Genomic DNA, 22,537 nt, shown 5'->3' with positions numbered 1-22,537 from the left:
GGAGAGCGACCGTGTCGCACAACGCAGCGTCCGAACCCGAACCCGATCCCGTACCGACCGCTGAGAACTGGTGGGTGTTCCGCGGGCCTGCCGACCTGCCGCCGCCGCCCTCCTGGCGCGGCATCTCGGGCTCGCCGGGGACTCCTGCGGCTCAGGAGTATCTGCTGAGCCGGGAGGATGTGGCGGTCGTCAACACCGCACTGCACCTGCGCCGTCCGCTGCTGGTCACCGGACGTCCGGGGACCGGCAAGAGCTCTCTCGCGCACGCCGTCGCCAAGGACCTCGGTCTGGGCGAGGTGCTTCGCTGGCCGGTCAACAGTCGCTCGACGCTCCAGGACGCGCTCTGCCGCTACGACGCGGTCGGCCGACTGCGCGAGGTGTCGCTGGAACGCGAAAGGCGCTCGGCCCGGGGCGCCTCCGGGAAGCTCAAGTACCGCGCCCGGGGCCGCCACTCGGACATCGGCGATTTCCTCCGGCTAGGTCCGCTCGGTACGGCTCTCGCCGCCCGCGGCCGACCTCGGGTGCTGCTCATCGACGAGCTCGACAAGGCGGACATCGACCTCCCCAATGACCTCCTCGTGGTGCTGGAGGAAGCACAGTTCGAGATTCCCGAGCTCGCCAGGCTTCCCGAGGGACAGCAGAACGTGGAAGTCCTCGTCACCGGGGACCGGGAGCGCGTCCCGGTGAGCCGGGGGACCGTCACCTGTGAGAATTTCCCGATCGTCGTCATGACCAGCAACGGGGAGCGGGATTTTCCGCCGGCCTTCCTGCGCCGCTGCGTCCGACTCGACCTCCAGGACCCGGGCGAGGAGAAGCTCCGCAACATCGTCCGGCTGCACCTGGGCGACGAGGCGCTGGCCGGTGCCGAGGATCTGGTCCAGGACTTCCTGCAGCGGGCGGCCACCCAGACCCTCGCCACCGACCAGCTCCTGGCCGCTGTGCACCTGCGGTTCACGGGGGCCGATCTCAGCCGCGAACAGTTGATCAGCACGGTCATGCGCCGTCTGGACGAGGCATTCCCGGCATGATCGACCGTCTGCGACGGGTGCTGGACGAGCTCGGCTACCCGGTGACGGGCGCGGAGCTCCTGGACCTCCTCCTGTTGGCTCGCACCCTGGAGGAGAGCCGGGCCAGCGCCTCCGCCCAGGAGGGACAGGACGGCGCGGCACGCGACAGGGATGGCCTTCCGGCCGACGCGTCGCCACTGCCCGAAGCAGACCAGGAAGAGAGCACCGAGCCGCTCGCCGCCTCCGGCACCCCGCCACGCGGCTCCGACGAGCAGGAGCGGCAGGCAGGCTCACCGGGACGGCGACGTCTCCTCTTTCCCGACTCCCGGGCAGGTGGCTCGACCGGCTCCGCCGCCCACGCCGTGCGCGTCCCCGGTCCTCGTACTCTGCCCGGGGCGCTCCAGCTGGTCCGTTCCCTCCGGCCCCTGCGCGAACGGCAGGATCACCCGCACCGCGTTGCCGTGGACGTGGAGGCCACGGTCCGGCAGACGGCCGAGTCGGGCACGTTCGACGTGGTGCTGCGGCCTACCCGCGAGCTGCGGAACACGGCCGTTCTCCTGGTCGACGACTCGCCGTCCATGAGGGTGTGGCAGCCACTCGTGACGGAGGTCGGACGGCTCCTGGAGCGCAGCGGGGTCTTCCGTGCCGTCTCCGTCCATCGGATCGTTCCCCGCGAACTGCCGCACAGCCGATCGGGAGGCATCGGATCGGAGGCCACCCTGGTCCTCACGGACGGAGTCGATCCGGCGTGGAGGACCGGGACCACGGTCGACGCCGTCGCGGCTCTGGGCGCGCACGGTCCCGTGGCCATCCTCTCCCCGCTGCCTCAGCGACTGTGGCGCGCCACCGGGCTCCAGCCCGAGCCGTACTTTCTCTCGGCACCTCAACGTTTCACCGCGGCACGGCAGTTGCAGGTCGTCGACTCCCTCACGGGAGAGGCACTGCGGCCCGCCCCCGGCCGGCTCCCGGTGCCCGTGGTCGCGCTGTCGCCGTCGTCGCTCGGTTCCTGGGCACAGCTGATCACCCGCCCCGCCGCACCCCAGCTGATGCAGGTCGCGATCCTTGGGTCCGCCGCCGCGGACCGGCCGGGGGCGACAGCGTCCCCGGCCGTGGCACCGGATCAGCTGATCGCCGCCTTCCGCGGATCGTTCTCCCCTCAGGCGTACAGCCTGGCGGTCAGGCTTTCCACCATCGAGCAGTTCACTCCGCTCCTGATGCAACTGGTGCGCATCGCCACCTTGCCCGACGCCACCTCGACTCAGGTGGCCGAGGTACTGCTGGGCGGGCTGCTGCGCAGCACGGACGACGAAGGCGCGCCCGCGGCGCTTCCTGGGACGCCGCGGGGAGAGGGCCTCTACACGTTCCGCCCCGGTGTGCGTGAGCTGTTGTCGACGGGGCTCAGCAGGGTGCAGACCCAGGAGGTCAGCGAAGCCGTCGGCCGGGCGCTCGAGCCCCACCGCGGCCGTCTGCCGGACTTCGCGGCGCTGGTGCCCGCCGCGAACGGCGCCGTCCAGCTCTCGGACGAAGCAACGCCGTTCGCCGTGCTGGCAGACCGGGTCGACTCCGCTGCCCAGGACGTCGTCGGACCGTCTGACCCGCCGCCGCCCTCCGGCACGCGTGGCCGCGCGGTCGTGGCCGAGGGGGCGGCCCTGGTCCGTGGTTCCGCCGCAGCCGTCGCGGACGAGGCGCTGAGCGGGCGACTGACCGAACTGCTCATGGGGGAGTTCGTACGCGTTCACGGACGTCGACCGCCTCCCGGCGAGGTCCATGCGTGGGAACAGGGGATCCCCGAAATCGCGGCAGTGCTCTGCGAAGCCGGGCTCCCCCAGGTCGAGATGCTGATCGACTACGCCCTGCCGATGAGCAGCAAGCGGGTGGACGTCGTCGTCGCCGGCTTGAGCCCCGCCGATTCGGTCCCGACGTATGTCGTGGTCGAACTGAAGCTGTGGGAGAGGGCGACGCCGGATGCGGATGATCCGGTCCTCTGCTCCGTGGATGCCTCCACGCGCCAGGCTCTCAACCCGCTCGACCAGGTGCGCGGCTACTGCGCGTACCTGACCCGCTTCGGCGGAGGGGACGATCTGATCCCGGACCGGGTCAGTGGTGTCGCCTACCTGCCCAGGGCCACGGAGCTGGGGGCAGGTGGCCTCAGAGACCGGGAACGGATCGGTCGGGAGATGCTGTTCACCGGGGAGAACCGGCACGCGTTCATCAGGTATCTCCGTACCAGGTTCAGCAGCGGCCACCCGGGGGCGCGGGCGGCCGACGAACTCCTCCTCGATCGGCCTTCCATTCCCCTCCAGCTCATGTCGGTCGCCCCGCAGGAGGTCAGGGACCGGGGGCAGTTCGTCCTCCTGGACGAACAGCAGGTGGCCTACCACGCCGTCCTCGAAGCCGTGCGCGCGTCGAAGCGCTCCGGGCGGAAGGAGGTCGTCGTGGTGACCGGCGGCCCCGGTTCCGGAAAGAGCGTGATCGCGCTGTCGCTCTTGGGCGAGCTGTACCGGCGGGGGGTGCCCGCGCTGCACGCGACCGGCTCGGCGGCGTTCACGAAGACCATGCGTGCGGTCGCCGGCGCGAGAGTTCCCCGAGTGAAGGAGCTGTTCAAGTACTTCAACAGCTTCACGGATGCCTACCCCGACGACCTCGACGTTCTCCTCTGCGATGAGGCCCACCGGATTCGCCCGACCTCGGACCACCGCTTCACGAAGAAGGAGGGGCGTACCGGCAAGGCGCAGATCGATGAGCTCATCGACGCGGCCCGGGTATCGGTCTTCTTTCTCGACGAGCATCAAGTGGTCCGCTCGGGCGAGACGGGCACGGTGGCGGGGATCGTCGCGGCGGCGGAGCGCAAGGGCCTGGCCGTTCGGGTCGTGCCCCTCGAGGCCCAGTTCCGGTGCGGTGGAAGCCGGTCCTTCGGACGCTGGGTGGACCGGTTCCTCGGTCTGGAGCCCGGCGACTCCTTGCCCTGGGAGCCGGACGGCCGGATGCGGTTCCTCGTCGCCGACAGCCCGCAGGAGATGCAGTCGTTCCTGGAAGAGCGCCGGTCCGCGGGGTTCAGCGCCCGTATGACCGCGGGCTACTGCTGGGAATGGTCAGGAACGCTGCGGCCGGGAGATCTCCTTCCGCAGGATGTGGTGATCGGTGACTGGGCACGGCCATGGCCCCCGAACAGCGACCGGGCGATCTCCGGGGCTCCGCCCGCCTCCTTGTGGGCCACCGACCCGGCGGGCTTCGGCCAGGTGGGCAATATCTACACGGCGCAGGGCTTCGAGTACGACTGGGGCGGCGTCATCATCGGCCCCGACCTGGTCTTCCGTGACGGACGATGCGTCACGGACCGCAGGTCGTCGAAGGACGCGTCCATCACCAAGCCCTCGGCTCCGGACGCCGAAGTGGACCGCATGATCCGCACGGCGTACAGGGTCCTGCTGACGCGCGGCATGGCGGGGACCGTCGTCTACGCCACGGACCCTCAGACGCGTGCGCAGTTGCTGGCCCTGGGCGGGGTGCCGGTGGGGAGGACCGGGCGTCGGCCCGAGGATCTGCTGGACCCCCCTCAGCGCGAGGCCGCCTACCGGCCTTCGTACAACGGCCCGGCGCTGGTCACCGGAGGCCCCGGCACGGGCAAGACGCTGGTGGCCCTGCACCGTGTCAGGCATCTGCTGCGCCGATCGCCCGACACCCGCGTCCTGCTCACCGCCGTGGCCAACTCCTCGGCCGTCGCGCTCCGGCAGGGTCTGGCCTCGCTTCTCGAGAACGACGCGACGCTGTTGGACCGCGTGGACGTGCTCACCGTCGACGGCTACGTACGAGATGTCGTGGCGCGAGCGGACCGCAGAGTTCCCCTGGTCCTGACGGAACGGGAAGAGCAAGCGCTCTGGAGCCAGGTCGCCGAGAGGGCGGGCCTGCCGTTGGACGGACAGTTTCTGTTCCAGGAGTACCGGCAGGTCGTTCTCACCTTGGGGGTGCCTGGCCGGGCGGCCTATCTGACCGTTTTGCGGAAGGGGCGCGGAGAGGCCCTTCCGGCCGCACGCCGGGCACAGGTCTGGTCGGCGGTGGAGATGTTCGAGGACCAACTGCGCGATCAGGGGCGCAACAGCCGCTTCGGGCTGTGCCTTCGTGCGGTGCAACTGCTGAACGGAGAGAAGAGGTCTGCCTACCGCCATGTCGTGGTGGACAGTGCGCAGGACGTGCATCCTGCCCACTGGCGGGTGCTGCGAGCCGCCGTCGAACCTGATGCGGACGACCTCTTCATGGTCGGAGACGCGCACCAGCGGGTCTACGACACGAAGACGTCATTCCGTTCCCTCGGCATCTCCGTCGCCGGGCGCAGCAGCCGTCTGGACCGCAGCCACCGCTCCACGGCAGAGATCCTGAACTGGTCGACCGGACTTCTCCGTTCGGAGGCCGTCGACGGGCTGAGCGGCGACGGGACCGAGACGCTGGCCGGCTATCACTCCCGGCTGCGGGGGGTCCGTCCCGACGTCACCGGTTACGGCTCCGAGCGCGAAGAGATCGCGGCCCTCGTCGAACGGGTGCGGACGTGGATCGCGGACGGGGTCGAGCCGGACGACATCTGGGTCTGCGCCCGTTTCCGACGGACGCTGGACGCCGCTCGCGCCGCGCTGCGGGAGGCCGGGGTCCCGGTGATGCCGTCCGGTGGGGCGATCGAGGCACGGGGGGACACCGTGGTTCTGGCACCGGTGCACGCGATGAAGGGCGCCGAGTTCCGCTGTGTGGCCGTCATCGGAGTGAGCGCTCGTGAGTGGCCGTCCGGCGCCCCGGAGGCTCCACCGGAGACGGGCGAGCCGCCCCAGGACGTGGACTGGCTGGTAGAACGCAGACTGCTGTTCGTGGCCTGCACACGGGCGAGGGAGACGCTCGCCGTCTCCTGGAGCGGAGAGGCGAGCCCGGTCATCACCGAGGCCGTGGTGGGGCCCTAAGGGCTGTCCCGTAATCCCTGGTGGATCAGCGCGCGGCGTCAGATGCGGTGCATCGCAAGGCGGAGGGACGTCCGCATACTGGATGTATTCGGGCGTTCCGACAACGCGGCGAGGTGCCGTAGCTGTCGTCGTGCGCCCTCCAGGGATTACGGGACAGCCCTTAGGCAGTGCCGCTACGACAAAACCGCCCAGCCCTCCGAAGCAGCCGTCACCCTCGCCCCACTCCCGATGCGGGCGCGAGGGCCGACGGGCCGACTCAGTCCTCGTCCTCCTCCATACTCGCGTACCCGGAGCGGATCAACGCGGAGAAGCTGGGGTACTTCGTCGGGTTGCCGTACTTCGGTGCGAACTCGTAGGCGGCCCACTCGCCGTCCGGCCCGACGTCGGTCGGGTCGAGCAGCCAGAAGTCCTCTCCCCGGGCGATCTCGATGGACCGGCGGAACAACCGGACGTCGTCCTCGTTGCCGGGTATCGAGTCGTAGGTGTCGGTCACGCGTGCGCCGGCCTCGCTGTCCCGCATCCATAGGACGCGGTCGCAGGCATGGACCCCGTCCACGTAGTCATCCAGGTGCGTCCACCCGTCGCTTGTCAGGAAGAATCCCCGCAGGCTGGGTGGGAAGCGCACTCCGAGCCGCTCCTCGGATGCCGCCAGAGCCTCCTCCCGAGCAGGGGCTTCGCCCAGCCACAGCTCGACCCGCCCCCCTTCATCCAGAACCTCCAGCTGATCGTCGTCCAGCAGATCGACCAACTCCTGGTCGTCGGCCCGGAGCTTCACGTACAGCTCGCCGTAGCGCTCCAGAAAGACACGCCACTCTTCCGGCGTGGTCAGTGCACCGGCAACTTCATTCTCTTCAGGCTCCGTTGTCTCACTCATGCCGATCATGCTGCCAGGTGGCTCTGACAGGCCGATGGCTGCCGGCCGTGCCGCGGGCGAGGACCGGTCCGTCGTCGCTGCCGCAGATGCGGACGTGGCCTCCGAGGACACCGTCTAGGGCGCCCGGTCTCCGCGTGCCGAGGTCTCGGCGAGGAGGCCGTCGAGGTCCTTCAGCCGGTCCAGGCCCTTGACCGCCCTCGCCATGCGGTGGTTGGCGCTCAGGGCCGGTCCGGTGGCGGTGCAGGAAGGCCCAGTAGCCGGCCGTGTACGGGCAGGCGTGTTCGCCGGTCCGGTCGGAGGGGCGGTAGGCGCAGGGAGCGCAGAGGTCGCTCATCCGGTTGATGTAGGCGCCGCCGGAGGTGTACGGCTTGGTCGTCATCCGGCCGCCGTCCGCGTACTGCGACATGCCGACGACGTTGGGGAGCATCACCCAGTCGTAGCCGTCCACGAAGCAGCGGTGGAACCAGTCGGTCACGGCAGCCGGGTCCCAGCCGTCCTGCAGGGCGCGGCTGCCCAGCACCATCAGGCGCGGGATGTGATGGGTCCAGCCGGTGTCCCGGACCTGGGCCAGCGCGGTGGACAGGCAGTTCGCGGTGACCGCCTCCGCGTCCAGGTCGAGGAACCAGTCGGGCAGCGGCGCTGTGTGGCGCAGCGCGTTGCGGCCCCGGTAGTCCTCGCCGAAGTGCCAGTAGAGCTGCCACACGTACTCCCGCCAGCCGGCGATCTGGCGTACGAAGCCCTCGACGCTGTTGAGCGGGGCCCCGCCCGCGCGCCAGGCCTTCTCGGCCCGCTCGACGCACTCGGCCGGGTCCAGCAGCCCCAGGTTGAGGGGGACGGACAACAGGCTGTGGCTCATCGTGGGGTCGGCCGCCAGCATCGCGTCCTCGTAGCGGCCGAAGTCGCCGAGACGGTGCGAGACGAAGCGCCGGAGCGCCGCCAGCGCCTCCCGCCGGGTGACGGGGAAGCGGCGGGGGCCGTCGCGGCCGACGAACGAGACCTCCCCGTCACGCTCCCAGCGGTCGAGGTCGTGGCGCACCTCGTCGTCGATCCCGTCCTCGGCCGGACTGTAGGGAGCCGGCGCCTCCAGGGTGGGGCAACCCCTGGGCGGCGGCTCGCGGTTGTCGTGGTCGAGGTTCCACGTTCCCCCGGCAGGTTCGTCGCCGTCCATGAGCAGCTCGTGGCGCCGGCGGATCCACCGGTAGAAGCCCTCCATCCGCAGCCGGTCGCCCCGGTGCTCCTGCGCCCACGCCCCGAATTCCGCCTGCGGCAGCAGGAAGCCCCGTGCCGGGAGGACGTCGACCTCGTCCCGGGCGGTCACGAAGTCCAGCGCCGCGCGGGAGGTCGGGTGGCAGACCGTCAGACGACGCCTCCGCCCGCCGAACCCCGCCTCCGCCAGCCCGTCCGCGTACGTCTCGGTCTGTACGTAGCGGACGCGGTCGCCCAGTTCGGCCGCCCGGTGCCGCATCGCGGAGAGGACGAGGTGAGCCTTGGCCCGGTGGAAGCGGCGTCTGCGCAGCACGGACCGGGCCTCGATCATCAGGACGGGGGCGTGTGCGTCCGGTCCGCCGTGGCGGGGGTCCAGGAAGTGGGGGCCGAGCTGGTCCCCGAAGAGCCAGTGGGTGCGTGGTGCCATGAGGTACGTCTGTCCCTGCCGTCGGGCCCCCCTCCACCAGGCTAAGGGCCCGCCCGCCGTCCCCGGTGGATCAGCGTGGCCTCACCGCGCCGAGGGCGTCGCGGTCATCCGTCGCAGCCCCGTGTACTGGAGCGCGGTGTAGACCGCCACGATTAGCGCCCCGATCAGCAGGAACACCACCCCGAACCCGGTGAGCGGCAGGAAGCCGGCGAAGGCCGTCACCGCACACCCGACCGCGCACAGGGCGTTCACCGCGACGACGGTCCTGGCCAGGGCGGGCGGGATCACCGGGTAGCCCGCGATCAGGGCCAGGGCGGCCGCCCCGCCGATCTGGAAGACCCCGAACGCCACGGCGAAGGCCACCGGCATCCCGGTCGCGGAGCCGAGCGGCGCGGCGGCCGCGACCAGCACGACGCCCATCACGGCGGTGCTCACGCTGTCCACGCGCAGCACCACACGGAGGAACCGGGCGGCGTCCCGCGCGGGCGCTGCGGCGGCGGACGGGGCGAGGGTGTGCGTCATCTCGAATCTCCTTCGGCTGGCGGGTCGGTGACACCGTGTCACGCCGGAGGTCGCTGACTCCATGACCTCCCAGGTCATGGACGCGTGGCCGCGCGGGCCCCGGCTACGGTGAGGTCATGGATACCGAAGAGCCGCCCCGCGTGGGCCTGTTGCTCCGCGCGTGGCGACAGCGCCGCAAGCTCAGCCAGCTCGACCTGGCCCTGCGGGCGGATTCCTCGACCCGCCACCTCTCCTGTGTGGAGACCGGCCGCGCCCGGCCGAGCCGGGAGATGGTTCTCCGGCTCGCCGAGCACCTCGACGTCCCGCTGCGGGACCGCAACGGCCTGCTGCTGGCGGCCGGTTACGCCCCCGCGTACCGGGAGTCGCCGCTCGACAGCGACGAAATGGCCATGGTCCGCTCGGCGATCAGGGCGATGCTGGCCGGCCACGAGCCGTACCCGGCCGCCGCGATCGACCGGATCTGGGACATCGTCGACCACAACGACGCGATGTCCCTCCTGCTCGGCACCGTGCCGCCGCACCTGACGGAGTCGGGCGGCAACGTGATGCGGCTGATCCTCCACCCGGAGGGGCTCGCCTCCCAGTGCCTGAACTTCGCCCAGGTCCGCGCCCACGCCCTCGGCCGGCTGCGGCACCAGGTCGACACCACCGGCCACCGCGACCTGCGCGAGCTCTACGAGGAGGTGTCCGCCTACCCGGCCCCGCCGGACCTCGACGCCGACCCCGGCCCGGTGGACCCGACGGGCATCGTCGTCCCGCTGCGCATCCGCACCCCGCTCGGCGACATGGCGTTCTTCAGCACCATCGCCACCTTCGGAGCCCCCGCCGACGTGACGCTCTCGGAACTCGCGGTGGAGTCCTTCTTCCCGATGGACGAGCAGACGGACGCCCTGCTGCGCACCCTGGCGGCGATGGGCGGCGAGGGCCGCTGACGGCGCGGTCCGCAAGATCGGCCTCCCGTTGACTTTATACCCCAGGGGGGTATCGTTGAATGCGTGGTCGCGCTCCGGCGACCCCTCGACGAGGGAGTGGTCATGCATACCGGTCTCAAGGTCACGGCCTTCGCCGCGGCGCTCGCGGCGACCTTCGGGTCGGCGTACGCGGTGGGCGGCGCGCTGGATCCCGCCGTCGCCGCGAAGGAGTCGTCCGGGCAGGACGGGCACGGCGCGGGGCACGGCGCGAAGGAGCGTCCGTCGGCGGAGGGCGGGGTGAAGGAGGGCGCGGGGAAGGCCTCGGAGCTCCCCGGCGGTCTGCAGGTCTCCGACGGGGGCTTCGCCCTCGACCTCAGGACGCCGCGCGTCGAGGCGGGTGAGCCGGCCGAACTGCGCTTCGCCGTCGTGAACGAGGACACCTCCCGCAAGGTGACCGCGTTCCGCCGCGAGCACGGCAAAGAACTCCACCTGATCGTGGCGTCGAGCGACCTCACCACCTACCGGCACCTGCACCCGGTGCGAGCCCCCGACGGCACCTGGTCGACCCCCGTCGAGCTCCCCGAGGCCGGCGGCTACCGGGTCTTCGCCGACTTCACCCCGGACGTGAAGAACGCCGAGGGCCTCACCCTGGGCGCGGACCTCGCCGTATCGGGCGACGCGCGCCCCGAGCCGCTGCCGGAAGCCAAGCGGACGGTGACCGTCGACGGGTACGAGGTCACGCTCGAAGGGGCGTTGCGCCCCGGGGCGGGCAGCGAGCTCAAGCTGGAGGTCGAGAAGGACGGCGAGCCGGTCACCGACCTTCAGCCCTACCTCGGCGCGTACGGCCACCTCGTCGCCCTGCGGGCCGGGGACCTGGCCTACCTCCACGTCCACCCGAACGGCGAACCGGGCGACGGCCGGACGAAGCCGGGGCCGGAGGTCTCCTTCACCGCGACGGCCCCGAGCAAGGGGGCCTACCGCCTCTTCCTCGACTTCCAGCACGAGGGGAAGGTCCACACAGCCGCCTTCACCGTGCACACCGGAGCGGCGGCGACCGGCGAATCCGCCGGCCACGGGCACTGAAACACCCCGCGCGGGTCCGTCCGGGACCCTGCCCGTGCGGGCCGCTTCAGCGCGCGTCGAGGATCTTGCCCACCAGCCGGGTCAGGGTCCGCCGCTCGGCGGCCGTCAACGCGCCGAAGGCCCGGTCCAGCAGCCGCGGCACCCCGCCCTCGGCCTCGGCCAGCGCCGGTCCCGCCTCCGGGGTCGGCGTCACCGCATAGGCCCGGCGGTCCCGGGGGTGGCGCTCGCGCCGTACGAGACCGGAGTCCTCCAGTCCGTCGATGCAGCCGACCATCACGCTGCGGTCGATGCGCAACTGCTCGCTCAGTTCCTGCTGGGAGCAGGGGCCCACGTCGCTCAGCATCTTCAGCACGAGGTGCTGGGCCACGGTCAGACGGTGCCCGGACAGCTCCTCGTCGATGGTGCGGGCCACCAGGGTCGTCGCCCGGCACATCGCGATGTCGGGGCGCTCCTGCGCCAGCCTGGAGAAGTACCGGTCGCGGGCGCCGGCCTCCGGCTCCCGGCCGGGCGAGGCGGGGCGGGAAGGCTGCTTGGCGGTCATGACTGCTCCTCCTGCGGTCCAGGACGGCGAGCCATCCGGTGCATCAAGACTGTCCATCCTCAGAAGATTCTCCCGAGTCTAGTCGCGGCCTCCGATGCCCACGGGGCGGCAGACGCTCCATGTTCCGTCGGCCTGCTCCCGCGACCGGGTTCCGCCGACCAGCTCCCATGACCCGTGAATTGTTTGTCAGCAGATGATCTCGCTGATACGTTTTTTTGGGAACCGTTGGCCAGCCGACCTCTCCCGGCCCGGAGTGGTCCAGGCGGTCCCGAGCCCCCGGGAACGGGCGGCCGGCATGAACTGCCAGACGGCCGGGAGGGTCGACCCCCAGGTGTTGGCCTGCCCGACGTGCGAACCGTTCTCGTGTCGGCCCTGGACGCGGATGCACGGGACGACCAGGACCGGCACCTCGTGCCCAGCGCTGCCGGTTGCGGCCGGTGGGGGCCTGGGTGGTGCGAAAATATCGTCTACTGGTCAATCATCTTGGTGAAGAGGAAAATTGCGTGTTCGTGTCGCGTCCCGGCGTCTCGCGCACCCCGCGGCGCACGTATCCGCTGGTCCCGGGGGAGGGGGGCTTGTCGAAGGACCCACGGCTCTGGCTTAGGCTTGCCTAACCTTCACTCGCTCGGCCAACCTGAGGACCCTCCATGCTCGGCTTCACCCGCGTGCGCCGCCACACCCTCGCCGCGACGGCCACCACCGTCGCCCTCGCCGTCGCCCTGGTCGGCTGCTCCTCGGACGGCGACGGCGAAAAGGACGGTGCGAAGGGCTCGGCGAAGAGCGACGGCGCCTTCCCCGTCTCGATCAAGAGCTCGCTCGGTACCGCGAAGATCGAGGAGAAGCCCGAGCGCGTCGTCACCCTCGGCCAGGGCTCCGCCGAGACCGCGATAGCCCTCGGCCAGACCCCGGTCGGCATCGAGAGCTACCCCTGGGGCAGCGACAAGTCCGGCTACCTGCCGTGGATCAACGAGGCCGTGAAGAAGTCCGGCGACGAGCTGCCGAAGCAGTTCACCGGCGGCGAGGAGATCGACTTCGAGGCGATCACCGAGCTGGAGCCGGACGTCATCCTCGCCCCCTGGTCGGGCATCACGCAGAAGCAGTACGACGTCCTCAAGGACATCGCCCCCACGGTCGCCTACCCCGAGCAGGCCTGGAGCACCGACTGGGACCAGCAGATCGACATCATCGGCAAGGCGCTCGGCCGGACCGAGGACACGAACGGTCTCAAGACGAAGATCGAGAAGCAGCTCGCCGACGCCGCGGCCACCCGGCCGAACTACAAGGACGTCACCTTCTCGTACATCTACAACTCCGGCCCCGGCACCCTCGGCGTCTTCAAGCCCGAGGAGCAGCGCGTCACGATGGTCTCCTCGCTCGGCCTGAAGGTCGACCCGGTCGTCAACGGCTTCAAGGAGACCCCCGGCACCGATTCGGCCCTCATCGGCCTGGAGAACGCCGAGAAGCTCAAGGACAGCGACCTGATCTTCACGTTCTACACGGACGAGAAGAACCGCAAGGAGATCGAGAGCCAGAAGCTGTACGGCGCGATCCCCGCGATCAAGAAGGGCGCCGTCGTCGCGAGCAACGACAACTCCTTCGTCACCGCCTCCTCGATCATCAACCCGCTGACCGTGCCGTGGACGATCGAGCGCTACCTGCCGATCATCGACAAGGCCGTCAAGACCGCCGGCAAGTAACCCCGGCCGGGTACCCGAACCGCCGAGGCGACAAGGCACACTCCACTCCCATGGCAACCACCACGGCCGCCCCGCCGAGCGGCGCCGGTACCTCCCGTACCGGCGCCGCTCGGCTGGCGTTCCTCCTGCTCCTCGGCCTGGCCGCGCTGGCCCTCGCGCTCTGCGCCAGCGTCATGTTCGGCAGCCGCAGCACCTCCCTCGGCGAAGTCGTCGACGTCCTGCGAGGCAGCGCCGACCCCAATGTCACCGTCATCGTCGAGAGCCGCTATCCCCGGACCGCCCTCGGCGTCCTGGCCGGCCTCTGCCTCGCGGTCGCGGGCACCCTCATGCAGGGCGTCTCGCGCAACCCGCTGGCCGAACCGGGCCTCCTCGGCATCAACGCCGGCGCCTCCGCGAGCATCGTCGCCGCGACCGCCTGGCTCGGGGCCTCCGGCGCCACCGACACCATGTGGTGGGCGCTGCCCGGCGCCCTGGTCGCCGGCGTCCTCGTCCATGTCATCGGCTCCGCCGGTACGGGGACGAGCGTGGTGCGCCTGGTGCTCGCCGGGGCCGTGCTCACCGCCGTGCTCATGGCCTTCATCCAGGCGGTGACCCTCAGCAAACCGCAGGTCTTCGACAGCTACCGCTACTGGGTCGTCGGAGCGCTCGGCGGCCGGGACTTCGAGGTCTTCTGGTCCGTCCTGCCCTTCGCCGCCGTCGGCTTCCTGCTGGCCCTCGCCCTCGGCCCCGGCCTCAACGCCCTGGCCCTCGGCGACGCGACCGCCGTCGCCCTGGGCTCGCACCCCGGACGCACCAGGGGCGGCGGACTCCTCGCCGCCACCCTCCTCAGCGCCGCCGCGACCGCCGCCGTCGGCCCGATCGCCTTCGTCGGCCTCGCCGTCCCCCACGTCGTACGGGCCCTGGTCGGCGTCGACTTCCGCGTCCAGATCCTCTTCGCCGCCCTGCTGGGCCCCACCCTCCTGCTCCTCGCGGACGTGGTGGGCCGGGTCGTCATGCGCCCCACCGAACTCATGGTCGGCGTCGTCACCGCCTTCATCGGCGCACCCGCGCTGCTCATCGCCGTACGCAGGATGAGGGGCACCTCATGACCGTCACCGACCGCATCGCCCGCGCGGGCAAGGCCCCCCGGGGCTACCTGGTCATCGGCCGCACCGTGGCGATACCCATGCGCCGGGCCTCCGTGTTCGCGGGCGCCGGGCTTCTCGTCCTCCTCCTCGCGGCCGCCGTCGCCACCCTGGCCTGGGGACGCCTCGGCATCGACCTCGCCGACCTGCCCGCCGCCCTCGTCGGGGACGCCGAGGGCAAGGACCGGTTCGTCTTCAACCGGCTGCGCGGCCCCCGCGTCACCGTCGCCATCGGGGTCGGCGCCGCGCTCGGCCTCTCCGGCGCGCTGTTCCAGTCCGTCACCCGCAATCCGCTCGGCTCCCCGGACGTCATCGGGCTCTCCGCCGGAGCGGGCGCGGGCGCCGCCGTCTGCGCCCTGATGTTCCCCGACACGGTCCCCGTCGCCGTCGGCGCGCTCATCGGCGCGGTCCTCGCGATGGCCCTGGTGTTCGTCTCCACCGGCACCGGCTTCCGCAACCCCGCCCGGCTCGTCATCGCCGGGATCGGCGTCGCCGCGATGGGCGCGGCCGTCACCCAGTACGTCGTCTACGCCCTGGAACGCGACAAGGCCTCCGTCCTCACCGCCTACGTCAACGGCAGCCTGACGGCCCGCTCCTGGACCGACGCCACCACCATCTGGCTGGTCCTGCTCGCCACCGCCCCGCTGACCGCGCTGATCTCCCGGCGGCTCGACATCGGTGAGATGGGCGACGACATCGCCGAGGGACTCGGCTCCGAGCCGAAGAAGGCCAAGACCCTCGCCGTGGTCCTGGCCATCGCCCTCTCGGCGGCCGCGGTCAGCGTCTCGGGGCCCATCGCCTTCATCGCCCTGACCGCGCCCCAGATCGCCCGGCGCCTCACCCGCGGCACCGGCCCGCACCTGCTGCTCTCCGCCCTGACCGGCGGCCTGCTGCTGGTGCTCGCGGACCTCTGCTCCCAGCAGCTGGTGCTCTTCGACGACCTGCCGGTCGGGATCTACACCATGGCGATCGGTGGCGCCTACCTCGGCTACCTGCTGATCCGCGAGTGGCGCAGGGGAGTGCTCTGAGAGCGGGCTCCGGCGGCGGGCCGGAGCGGTGATGACTGGTCACGTACAGGTTCGTCGACCATACTGCCCGCCGTGGAGCAGAGCATAGATTCGAACAAGAAGCCCGAGTTCGCCGCAGGCACCGACCCGGCGTTCATCCCCCTGCCCGGACTGGCGGCGCCCGTCGCGACCCGGAAGTCCGAACCGGAATCGGAGGCCGGTCCGGAGACGGAGCCGGAACGCGACGGTGAGCCCGAAGCGGCGGCTCCGGAGGACGACACCGACAAGGAAGCGGAAGCGGCGGCGGAGGACGCCGAAGCGGAGACCGGGACAGAGTCCGACGCCGAGTCCGACGCCGAGTCGGACGCCGGGGAGGGCCCCGTTTTCGAGGTCAGCGACCGGCGCGGTTCGATCCGGGTGGCCCGGGAAGGCGTCCGGTTCCGGCTGGACGACCAGGAGGCCGAGTTCCACTGGGACGAGATCGGCGCGGTGGAGACCACCCCGGCCCGCTTCGGCCGCAGGTTCACGGTGACCGTGCACCTGTCGACCCGCCGCTGGTTCAACGCCGAGGTCGAAGCGGCGAGCCGCAGCGAGCTCAAGGGCTGGCCCGCCGAGCTGGACGCCGTGCTGGACGCCTACTTCGAGGAGTCCTGAGCCGTCCGGTCGCGGGACACTCCCCAGGGGGTGTCCCGTCGATCGGGCCGCGCCCGGACGGCGGTTCCGGCCCGGCGCGCGGTGCCGGGCCGCCCGGCGTCGTGCCGTGCCGTCAGGGCCGCTCGCGGTTGCGGCTCCGCAGGCGCAGCGTGACGTACCCGGCCAGGGCGACGACGGCCAGCGCCAGCACGGCCTTGGACACGACGCCGACGTACGCCCCGACCACGTCCCACTGGTCGCCGAGCCAGTAGCCGGCCATCACGAGCACGGTGTTCCAGACCAGGCTGCCCGCCGCCGTCAGCGCGACGAACACCGGCAGCGGCATGCGCTCCACGCCTGCGGGCACCGAGATCAGGCTCCGGAACACCGGCACCATGCGGCCCAGCAGGACCGCCCGGGTGCCGTGCCGGGCGAACCACTCCTCGGTCCGCACCAGGTCGGAGGCCTTGACCAGCGGCAGTCTCGCCCAGAGGGCGTGCATGCGCTCCCGGCCGAACACGGCTCCGATCCCGTACAGCACGACCGCTCCGACGACCGAGCCCAGCGTCGTCCAGAACAGGGCCGAGGCGATGCTGAGGACGCCCTGCGAGGCGGCGAAGCCGGTCAGCGGCAGGATGACCTCGCTGGGCAGCGGCGGGAACACGTTCTCCAGCGCGATGGCCGCTCCCGCGCCGGGCCCGCCGAACGCCTCGACCAGCCCGGCGGCCCAGCCGGCTATGCCCCCCTGCGGCTCCGCGGCGGCCGACAGGCCCCGGGCGGCTGACAGCGTGAGGTGCATGCCTCCATGGTCCCTCAGGCTCCGTCGAGCACCACCGAGCGGCTCAGGTGGCGCGGCAGATCCGGGTCGAGCCCCCGGGCGGCCGCACGGGCGAGAGCCAGGCGCTGTACGCGGACGAGGTCGGCCAGCGGGTCGAGGGCGTCGTCCACCCACTGGGCGCCCGTCGCGCGCACCTGCTCGGCCAGGCCCTCGGGGGCCTCGCCGAACATCCAGGTCGCGGTGGAGACGGTGGAGATGCTGATGGGGCCGTGGCGGTATTCCATCGCGGGATAGGACTCCGTCCAGGACAGCGACGCCTCCTTCATCTTCAGCGCCGCCTCATGGGCCAGACCGACCGTCCACCCCCGACCGAGAAAGGTGAACTGGGTGCTGTCCAGCAGCCCTTCGGGCAGCGGCCCGGCGAGCGCCCTCTCCGCGTCCGTGACCACGTCCTTGGAGTGCAGGCCGAGGTGGGCCCGCAGCAGGGTGAGGGCGGTCGTGGCGAAGCGCGTCTGGACGACGGACCGCTCGTCGGCGAAGTCCAGGACGACGAGATCGTCGGCCGCCGCCCTCACCGGGGTCTCCGGATCCGCGGTGACGGCCACCGTGCGCGAGGTCCCGCGCAGCCGGTTGAGCAGCTCCAGCACCTCGGTCGTGGTCCCCGAGCGGGTCAGCGCGACGACCCGGTCGTAGCCGCGGCCGGAAGGGAACTCGGAGGCGGCGAAGGCGTCCGACTCGCCCTGGCCGGAGCCCTCGCGGAGCCCGGCGTAGGCCTGCGCCATGTAGAAGGAGGTACCGCAGCCGACGACGGCGATCCGCTCGCCCGCGACGGGCAGGACGGCGGCCTCGGGCCCGCCGGCCAGGGCGGCGGCACGCCGCCAGCAGGCGGGCTGACTGGCTGTCTCGGTCTCGGCATACGACACGTCTGCACTCCACGGGAACGAGATGGACCACGGGAACGGGGCCGATGAAGCCCACATGTTGAATTCTGCACGTTACATGCAGTTATCGAGCAAAAACAAGCAAGATGCAGGTGGGTGGAGGGCTCCCGGCGAGCCCTGTGCGACGCTTGCGGCGGTCCGGGCACCGGCAACCGCGTTCCCGCGAAACGCGGTGCCCGCGCCGGACGGTGAGGAGACGCTCTTGTCCAGGGACGCCCGGTGGGACGCGCTGCTGGAACTGGTCGGCAAGCACGGCAGGGTGGATGTCGAGGAGGCGGCGGCGAAGCTCGACGTCTCGGCCGCGACCATCCGCCGCGACCTGGACCAGCTCGCCGAACAGCACCTGCTCACCCGCACCAGGGGCGGCGCGGTCGCGCACGGAGTCTCCTACGAACTGGCCCTGCGCTACAAGACGGGCCGCCACGCACCGGAGAAGCAGGCCATCGGCCGCGCGGTGTCGGGCCTCGTCGCCGTCGGGGAAGTGGTCGGCCTCACCGGCGGAACGACCGTGACCGAGGTGGCCAGGGCGCTGGCGGTACGCCCGGACATCGTGGGCGAGACAGCGGTGGCGGGCGGGCAGCCGACGCTGACCGTGGTGACCAACGCCCTCAACATCGCGAGCGAGCTGGCGATCCGGCCGCAGATCAAGATGGTCGTGACGGGCGGCGTCGCGAGGCCCCAGTCGTACGAACTGACGGGCCCGCTCGCCGTCGGCGTGATGAACGAGATCACCCTGGACGTCGCGGTTCTCGGGGTGAACGCCATCGACATCGAACGCGGCGCGTACGTCCACCACGAGGGCGAGGCCAGCGTCAACCGGCTGCTCGCGGAACGGGCCCAGCGGGTGGTGGTCGCGACCGACTCGTCGAAGATCGGCAAGCGGGCCTTCGCCCGGGTCTGCGACCTGGGACTGGTCGACGTTCTGGTCACCGACTCCAACATCGGGGTGGAGGCGAAGGACCGGTTCGGCGAGGCGGGGGTCCAGGTCATCACGGTCTGATCGCCTGTCCGGCCGTCATGGTCCCCTCGCCGTCCCGCCGTCGGGGTCCGTCCCGCACAGTGGGAGGGGACGGGTCGTCATGAACCGATGTCCGTCGGGTACCGGAAGCGACACGGACGGAGACTTCGCCGTGTCGCTGGTACGCCGAACGGGTGAGGGAGGAGAGGATTGCCCGATGAACAGTGAGTGCAGCCGGCGGGAACCCGACCGGCTCGACGACGGGGTGGCCCTGTGAGCAGGTACGACAGGTATGACAGATACGACGCCACCGACGAACAGTGGGAGGGACTGGCGCAGGTCGTACCGCTGCGCGGCCGGGACGAGTGGCCGTCGCGGATCGACCACCGCACCGTCCCGGACGAGCGCGCCGCCGAACAGCGACGCCTCGTCGTGCTGCGGGTGCAGGTCTTCGCGGATGCCCGCGAGGTGGCCGAGTACCTGGTCGCCCAGGTTCCGGTGCTGCTCGACCTGACGGCGGCCGAATCGGACGTGGCGAAGCGGATTCTCGACTTCAGCAGCGGTGTGGTCTTCGGCCTCGGCAGCGGGATGCACCGCGTCGACCGCAACGTCTTCCTGCTCGCGCCGGTCGGCATGGAGGTCGAGGGAGTCACGCCCGCGGGCCTCGCCCAGTCGTAGGGCCTGTCGGAAGCGGCAGCCGGGGCGGCAGCCGGCCCGGACCGCCGCCCCCGGCCGCACGTTCCCTCGCTGTCGGTGGCCGGTGATAGACCTGGGTCTGTGACGGATATCGATGTGGCAGAACTCCAGCGCCGGCTGGCCGCGTTCGCGGCGGCGCGGGACTGGGAGCAGTACCACACCCCGAAGAACCTGGCGGCCGCGCTCAGCGTCGAGGCCTCCGAACTGCTGGAGATCTTCCAGTGGCTGACGCCCGAACAGTCGGCCGCGATCATGGAGAACCCCGCATCGGCCCACCGGGTCGCCGACGAGGTGGCCGACGTGCTCGCCTATCTCCTGCAGTTCTGCCAGGTGTTGGGCGTCGACCCGACGGCGGCGCTGGTGGCCAAGTTGGAGCGGAACGAGAAGCGGTTCCCCCTGCCGGGCGCTCCGGAACCCCACGATCGTCACTCTTCGGAGTGAGCGAGATATCCACAGTCGACTTCGTGTCCACAGATTTCCGATTTCCTCTGGCCTTACGGTGCTGTCTACCTCACTGTGGGTAATGAATGAGGTGAGCGGGTTTTCGTATGGACGGGGGAAACACATGGAAGCGGAGCGACTCATCGAGGCGGGGCGGCGGGCTCTGGCGGCCAGCCGGGGCGCGCTGGACGTCATGGCGGAGGCCTGGCAGGCGCAGGCCCTCGCCCGGGTGGTCGGCAGCCGACTGGCGCTGTACGGCCCGATGGAATTACGGAGCGAGGCGCGGGCGCTGGGGGAGATCGGCGCCGGATGCTCGGCGCTGGACCACCCGACGGTGCTCTCCGGCGGTGCCAGGGCGGCCCAGTTGTCCGGCATCGCCGATGTGCGGCCGACCCTGGCCGGGCTCGCGCTGCTGCTCGGCGAGGCCGGGATCGCCCTGGTCGGGGTGGCCTGCGACACCGGGGAGGACGGTCTCTACTGGCAGTGCATCGAAGCGATGGACGCGGCCGACGAATCACTGGACCGCGTGCACGGGATGCTGAGACGGCTGGCGGAGCGGGAGCGGGAGCGCGACGGCCCCTACGGGGGCATACGCGGCCCCGCGCCGTCGGCGGCGGGCCCCTGAGAGGGCCGGGGGAGAGGTGGAGATATCGCCGGGCTCCGGCCGGGCTGGTGAGGAGGACCGGTCGCCGGAGGGGCAGGATGGTGGCATGGATCTTCGCATCTTCACCGAGCCCCAGCAGGGGGCCGACTACGACACCTTGCTCACCGTCGCCAAGGCCGCCGAGGACCTGGGCTTTGACGCCTTCTACCGCTCCGACCACTATCTCCGCATGGGCTCCGGCGACGGTCTCCCCGGACCGACCGACGCCTGGATCACCCTGGCCGGACTGGCCCGCGAGACCAGCCGGATCCGGCTCGGCACGCTGATGACCGCGGGCACCTTCCGGCTTCCGGGCGTGCTGGCCATCCAGGTGGCCCAGGTCGACCGGATGTCCGGCGGCCGGGTCGAACTGGGCCTGGGGGCGGGCTGGTTCGAGGAGGAGCACAAGGCCTACGGCATTCCGTTCCCGAAGGAGAAGTTCGGCCGCCTGGAGGAGCAGCTCGCGATCGTCACGGGCCTGTGGGCGACGGAGGTCGGCAAGACCTTCACCTACGACGGGACCTACTACCAGCTCACCGACTCGCCCGCGCTGCCCAAGCCCGCCCAGGCCAAGGTGCCCGTCCTGATCGGCGGCCACGGCGCGACGCGCACCCCGCGGCTCGCCGCGCAGTATGCGGACGAGTTCAACATCCCCTTCGCCTCGCTGGAGGACAGCGAGAAGCAGTTCGGCCGGGTCCGGGCCGCCGCGCAGACCTACGGACGCTCGCCGGACGACCTGGTGTACTCCAACGCGTTGATCGTCTGCACCGGCAAGGACGACGCCGAGGTCGCCCGGCGCGCGGCGGCCATCGGCCGGGACGTGGAGGAGCTCAAGGCGAACGGGCTGGCGGGATCGCCCGCCGAGGTGGTCGACAAGATCGGCCGCTACGGGGCGATCGGCTCGTCGAGGATCTACCTCCAGATCCTCGATCTGGACGACCTGGACCATCTGGAACTGATCTCCTCGCAGATCCAGTCCCAGCTGACCTGACCTGACCTGACCTGACCTGACCTGACCTGACCTGACCTGACCTGACCTGACCTGACCTGACCTGACCCGGGCTCCGGCTCGGGCCCGGCCTGCACCGGGCCGGGCGAACGAGAAGGAGGCGGCCGTGAGCACCGGCACCACCCTCGCCGACGCGTTGGCCACCGGCCCCGTCCTGCTGGACGGCGGTCTCTCCAACCAACTGGAGGCGCAGGGCTGCGACCTGACCGACGCGCTGTGGTCGGCCCGGCTGCTGGCCGACGCGCCGGAACAGATCGAGGCCGCTCACCTCGCCTACCTCCGGGCGGGGGCGCGGGTGCTCATCACGGCCAGCTACCAGGCCACCTTCGAAGGGTTCGAGCGGTACGGGATCGACCGGGCCGGGGCCGGAGCCCTGCTCGGCCGCAGCGTGGAGCTGGCCCGGGGCGCCGCCGACGCGGCGCGCCGGGCCGACCCCGGGCGGGAGACCTGGGTCGCCGCGTCGGTCGGACCGTACGGGGCCATGCTCGCGGACGGCAGCGAGTACCGGGGACGCTACGGGCTGAGCGTCCGGGAGCTGGAGCGCTTCCACCGCCCCCGGGTGGCGGCGCTGGCCGCTGCCAGGCCCGACGCCCTGGCGCTGGAGACGGTGCCGGACCTGGACGAGGCCGAGGCCCTGGTCCGGGTGGCCGAGGAGACCGGACTGCCGTACTGGCTCTCCTACAGCGTGGCGGGCGGTCGGACCCGGGCCGGCCAACCGCTTCAGGAGGCGTTCGCGGTGGCGGCCGGTCGGGACTCCGTCCTCGCGGTCGGGGTCAACTGCTGCGAGCCGGAGGAGGTCCAGGGGGCAGTGGAGCAGGCGGTGGCGGTCACGGGCAGGCCCGCCGTGGTCTATCCGAACAGCGGGGAGGGATGGGACGCCGGAGCGCGGGGGTGGACCGGGCGCAGCACCTTCGACCCGGGGCGGGTGCGGGCCTGGACCCAGGCCGGGGCCCGGCTCGTCGGGGGCTGCTGCCGGGTGGGACCGGACCGGATCACGGAGCTGGCCGGGCGGCTGGAGCGCTGAGGGCGCGTCCCGCCGGGGAGGACGGGACAGCCCCTGGGGGAGGTGCGGGACCTGGAGAAAATGCCTGGTGGG

The 22,537-nt window shown here is 71.5% G+C and carries 19 protein-coding genes and 2 pseudogenes; 14 read left to right on the top strand and 7 right to left on the bottom strand.

Features of this window, described 5'->3' with window-relative positions; translation table 11 throughout:
* The first annotated feature begins 11 nt into the window (after window positions 1-11).
* Window positions 12-1,028: an AAA family ATPase gene (locus ACH4UK_RS21470; protein ID WP_398358473.1), complete on the top strand. Its 1,017-nt coding sequence runs from the start codon at window positions 12-14 to the stop codon at window positions 1,026-1,028.
* Window positions 1,025-5,950, top strand: coding sequence for an SAV_2336 N-terminal domain-related protein (locus tag ACH4UK_RS21465; protein ID WP_398358471.1), 4,926 nt, complete (start codon window positions 1,025-1,027; stop codon window positions 5,948-5,950). The genes ACH4UK_RS21470 and ACH4UK_RS21465 overlap by 4 nt, the downstream gene beginning before the upstream one ends.
* A gap of 256 nt (window positions 5,951-6,206) precedes the next feature.
* Here ACH4UK_RS21465 and ACH4UK_RS21460 read toward each other — a convergent pair whose 3' ends face one another.
* The 3 genes and pseudogenes from ACH4UK_RS21460 to ACH4UK_RS21450 all read right to left on the bottom strand — a co-directional run bounded on the left by ACH4UK_RS21460 (window position 6,207) and on the right by ACH4UK_RS21450 (window position 8,979).
* Window positions 6,207-6,833, bottom strand: a complete 627-nt coding sequence (locus tag ACH4UK_RS21460) for an SMI1/KNR4 family protein (protein ID WP_398358469.1) — start codon at window positions 6,831-6,833, stop codon at window positions 6,207-6,209.
* A gap of 105 nt (window positions 6,834-6,938) precedes the next feature.
* Window positions 6,939-8,457: pseudogene (locus tag ACH4UK_RS21455) on the bottom strand (cryptochrome/photolyase family protein).
* Window positions 8,458-8,538: 81 nt separating this feature from the next.
* The gene (locus ACH4UK_RS21450) at window positions 8,539-8,979 is read right to left on the bottom strand and encodes a hypothetical protein (protein WP_398358467.1); all 441 of its coding nucleotides are present in this window, start codon (window positions 8,977-8,979) and stop codon (window positions 8,539-8,541) included.
* Between the two features lie 116 nt (window positions 8,980-9,095).
* Here ACH4UK_RS21450 and ACH4UK_RS21445 point away from each other — a divergent pair, with 116 nt between their 5' ends.
* Complete coding sequence (locus ACH4UK_RS21445; RefSeq protein ID WP_398358465.1) at window positions 9,096-9,911, top strand: helix-turn-helix domain-containing protein; 816 nt, start codon at window positions 9,096-9,098, stop codon at window positions 9,909-9,911.
* Window positions 9,912-10,013: 102 nt separating this feature from the next.
* Window positions 10,014-10,973 carry a hypothetical protein gene (locus ACH4UK_RS21440; RefSeq protein ID WP_398358463.1) on the top strand — a complete coding sequence of 320 codons (960 nt, stop codon included), beginning with the start codon at window positions 10,014-10,016 and terminating at the stop codon, window positions 10,971-10,973.
* Window positions 10,974-11,019: 46 nt separating this feature from the next.
* Here ACH4UK_RS21440 and ACH4UK_RS21435 read toward each other — a convergent pair whose 3' ends face one another.
* Together ACH4UK_RS21435 and ACH4UK_RS21430 are read right to left on the bottom strand one after the other, a co-directional pair.
* Window positions 11,020-11,514, bottom strand: coding sequence for a MarR family winged helix-turn-helix transcriptional regulator (locus tag ACH4UK_RS21435; protein WP_398358461.1), 495 nt, complete (start codon window positions 11,512-11,514; stop codon window positions 11,020-11,022).
* Between the two features lie 252 nt (window positions 11,515-11,766).
* Window positions 11,767-11,928: pseudogene (locus tag ACH4UK_RS21430) on the bottom strand (nitroreductase); the annotation flags it as partial.
* A gap of 233 nt (window positions 11,929-12,161) precedes the next feature.
* On the opposite strand from ACH4UK_RS21430, the gene ACH4UK_RS21425 reads away from it, so the two are divergent.
* The 4 genes from ACH4UK_RS21425 to ACH4UK_RS21410 all read left to right on the top strand — a co-directional run bounded on the left by ACH4UK_RS21425 (window position 12,162) and on the right by ACH4UK_RS21410 (window position 15,996).
* Window positions 12,162-13,211 (top strand): iron-siderophore ABC transporter substrate-binding protein, encoded by a 1,050-nt coding sequence (locus ACH4UK_RS21425; RefSeq protein ID WP_398358459.1) that lies wholly within the window; start codon window positions 12,162-12,164, stop codon window positions 13,209-13,211.
* Between the two features lie 50 nt (window positions 13,212-13,261).
* The gene (locus ACH4UK_RS21420; RefSeq protein ID WP_398358457.1) at window positions 13,262-14,299 is read left to right on the top strand and encodes a FecCD family ABC transporter permease; all 1,038 of its coding nucleotides are present in this window, start codon (window positions 13,262-13,264) and stop codon (window positions 14,297-14,299) included.
* Window positions 14,296-15,363, top strand: a complete 1,068-nt coding sequence (locus ACH4UK_RS21415; RefSeq protein ID WP_398358455.1) for a FecCD family ABC transporter permease — start codon at window positions 14,296-14,298, stop codon at window positions 15,361-15,363. Before ACH4UK_RS21420 ends, ACH4UK_RS21415 begins: the two co-directional genes overlap by 4 nt.
* A 72-nt stretch (window positions 15,364-15,435) precedes the next feature.
* Complete coding sequence (locus ACH4UK_RS21410) at window positions 15,436-15,996, top strand: hypothetical protein (RefSeq protein ID WP_398358454.1); 561 nt, start codon at window positions 15,436-15,438, stop codon at window positions 15,994-15,996.
* A gap of 112 nt (window positions 15,997-16,108) precedes the next feature.
* Here ACH4UK_RS21410 and ACH4UK_RS21405 read toward each other — a convergent pair whose 3' ends face one another.
* Both ACH4UK_RS21405 and ACH4UK_RS21400 read right to left on the bottom strand, forming a co-directional pair.
* Complete coding sequence (locus ACH4UK_RS21405; protein WP_398358452.1) at window positions 16,109-16,774, bottom strand: DedA family protein; 666 nt, start codon at window positions 16,772-16,774, stop codon at window positions 16,109-16,111.
* Window positions 16,775-16,788: 14 nt separating this feature from the next.
* Window positions 16,789-17,676, bottom strand: coding sequence for an SIS domain-containing protein (locus tag ACH4UK_RS21400; RefSeq protein ID WP_398358450.1), 888 nt, complete (start codon window positions 17,674-17,676; stop codon window positions 16,789-16,791).
* 220 nt (window positions 17,677-17,896) lie between these two features.
* Between ACH4UK_RS21400 and ACH4UK_RS21395 the strand changes: the two genes are divergently transcribed.
* From ACH4UK_RS21395 to mmuM, 6 genes are all read left to right on the top strand, one after another.
* The gene (locus ACH4UK_RS21395; protein WP_398358448.1) at window positions 17,897-18,694 is read left to right on the top strand and encodes a DeoR/GlpR family DNA-binding transcription regulator; all 798 of its coding nucleotides are present in this window, start codon (window positions 17,897-17,899) and stop codon (window positions 18,692-18,694) included.
* 231 nt (window positions 18,695-18,925) lie between these two features.
* Window positions 18,926-19,330: a cell division protein SepF gene (locus ACH4UK_RS21390; protein ID WP_073220783.1), complete on the top strand. Its 405-nt coding sequence runs from the start codon at window positions 18,926-18,928 to the stop codon at window positions 19,328-19,330.
* A gap of 99 nt (window positions 19,331-19,429) precedes the next feature.
* Window positions 19,430-19,789 (top strand): nucleotide pyrophosphohydrolase, encoded by a 360-nt coding sequence (locus ACH4UK_RS21385; RefSeq protein WP_398358446.1) that lies wholly within the window; start codon window positions 19,430-19,432, stop codon window positions 19,787-19,789.
* Window positions 19,790-19,913: 124 nt separating this feature from the next.
* The gene (locus ACH4UK_RS21380) at window positions 19,914-20,414 is read left to right on the top strand and encodes a DUF6099 family protein (RefSeq protein WP_398358445.1); all 501 of its coding nucleotides are present in this window, start codon (window positions 19,914-19,916) and stop codon (window positions 20,412-20,414) included.
* Between the two features lie 85 nt (window positions 20,415-20,499).
* Window positions 20,500-21,423: an LLM class F420-dependent oxidoreductase gene (locus ACH4UK_RS21375; protein WP_398358443.1), complete on the top strand. Its 924-nt coding sequence runs from the start codon at window positions 20,500-20,502 to the stop codon at window positions 21,421-21,423.
* A 124-nt stretch (window positions 21,424-21,547) separates the two neighbouring features.
* On the top strand, window positions 21,548-22,465 hold the full coding sequence (gene mmuM / locus ACH4UK_RS21370) for a homocysteine S-methyltransferase (RefSeq protein WP_398358442.1): 918 nt from the start codon (window positions 21,548-21,550) through the stop codon (window positions 22,463-22,465).
* The last annotated feature ends 72 nt before the right edge of the window (window positions 22,466-22,537 follow it).

Origin of the sequence: Streptomyces sp. NPDC020884, from assembly GCF_044333935.1 — a bacterium.
In the GTDB taxonomy this organism is placed as follows: Bacteria; Actinomycetota; Actinomycetes; order Streptomycetales; family Streptomycetaceae; genus Streptomyces.
This window is presented reverse-complemented; position numbering and strand designations above follow the sequence as displayed.

What these genes read in the sequence shown, in the direction of transcription:
- ACH4UK_RS21375 (WP_398358443.1), top strand. Translation starts at nt 20,500, where the DNA reads ATGGATCTTCGCATCTTCACCGAGCCCCAGCAGGGGGCCGACTACGAC.
- ACH4UK_RS21425 (WP_398358459.1), top strand. Translation starts at nt 12,162, where the DNA reads ATGCTCGGCTTCACCCGCGTGCGCCGCCACACCCTCGCCGCGACGGCC.
- ACH4UK_RS21435 (WP_398358461.1), bottom strand. Translation starts at nt 11,514, where the DNA reads ATGACCGCCAAGCAGCCTTCCCGCCCCGCCTCGCCCGGCCGGGAGCCG.
- ACH4UK_RS21420 (WP_398358457.1), top strand. Translation starts at nt 13,262, where the DNA reads ATGGCAACCACCACGGCCGCCCCGCCGAGCGGCGCCGGTACCTCCCGT.
- ACH4UK_RS21445 (WP_398358465.1), top strand. Translation starts at nt 9,096, where the DNA reads ATGGATACCGAAGAGCCGCCCCGCGTGGGCCTGTTGCTCCGCGCGTGG.
- ACH4UK_RS21380 (WP_398358445.1), top strand. Translation starts at nt 19,914, where the DNA reads ATGGAAGCGGAGCGACTCATCGAGGCGGGGCGGCGGGCTCTGGCGGCC.
- ACH4UK_RS21460 (WP_398358469.1), bottom strand. Translation starts at nt 6,833, where the DNA reads ATGATCGGCATGAGTGAGACAACGGAGCCTGAAGAGAATGAAGTTGCC.
- ACH4UK_RS21450 (WP_398358467.1), bottom strand. Translation starts at nt 8,979, where the DNA reads ATGACGCACACCCTCGCCCCGTCCGCCGCCGCAGCGCCCGCGCGGGAC.
- ACH4UK_RS21415 (WP_398358455.1), top strand. Translation starts at nt 14,296, where the DNA reads ATGACCGTCACCGACCGCATCGCCCGCGCGGGCAAGGCCCCCCGGGGC.
- ACH4UK_RS21465 (WP_398358471.1), top strand. Translation starts at nt 1,025, where the DNA reads ATGATCGACCGTCTGCGACGGGTGCTGGACGAGCTCGGCTACCCGGTG.
- ACH4UK_RS21405 (WP_398358452.1), bottom strand. Translation starts at nt 16,774, where the DNA reads ATGCACCTCACGCTGTCAGCCGCCCGGGGCCTGTCGGCCGCCGCGGAG.
- ACH4UK_RS21440 (WP_398358463.1), top strand. Translation starts at nt 10,014, where the DNA reads ATGCATACCGGTCTCAAGGTCACGGCCTTCGCCGCGGCGCTCGCGGCG.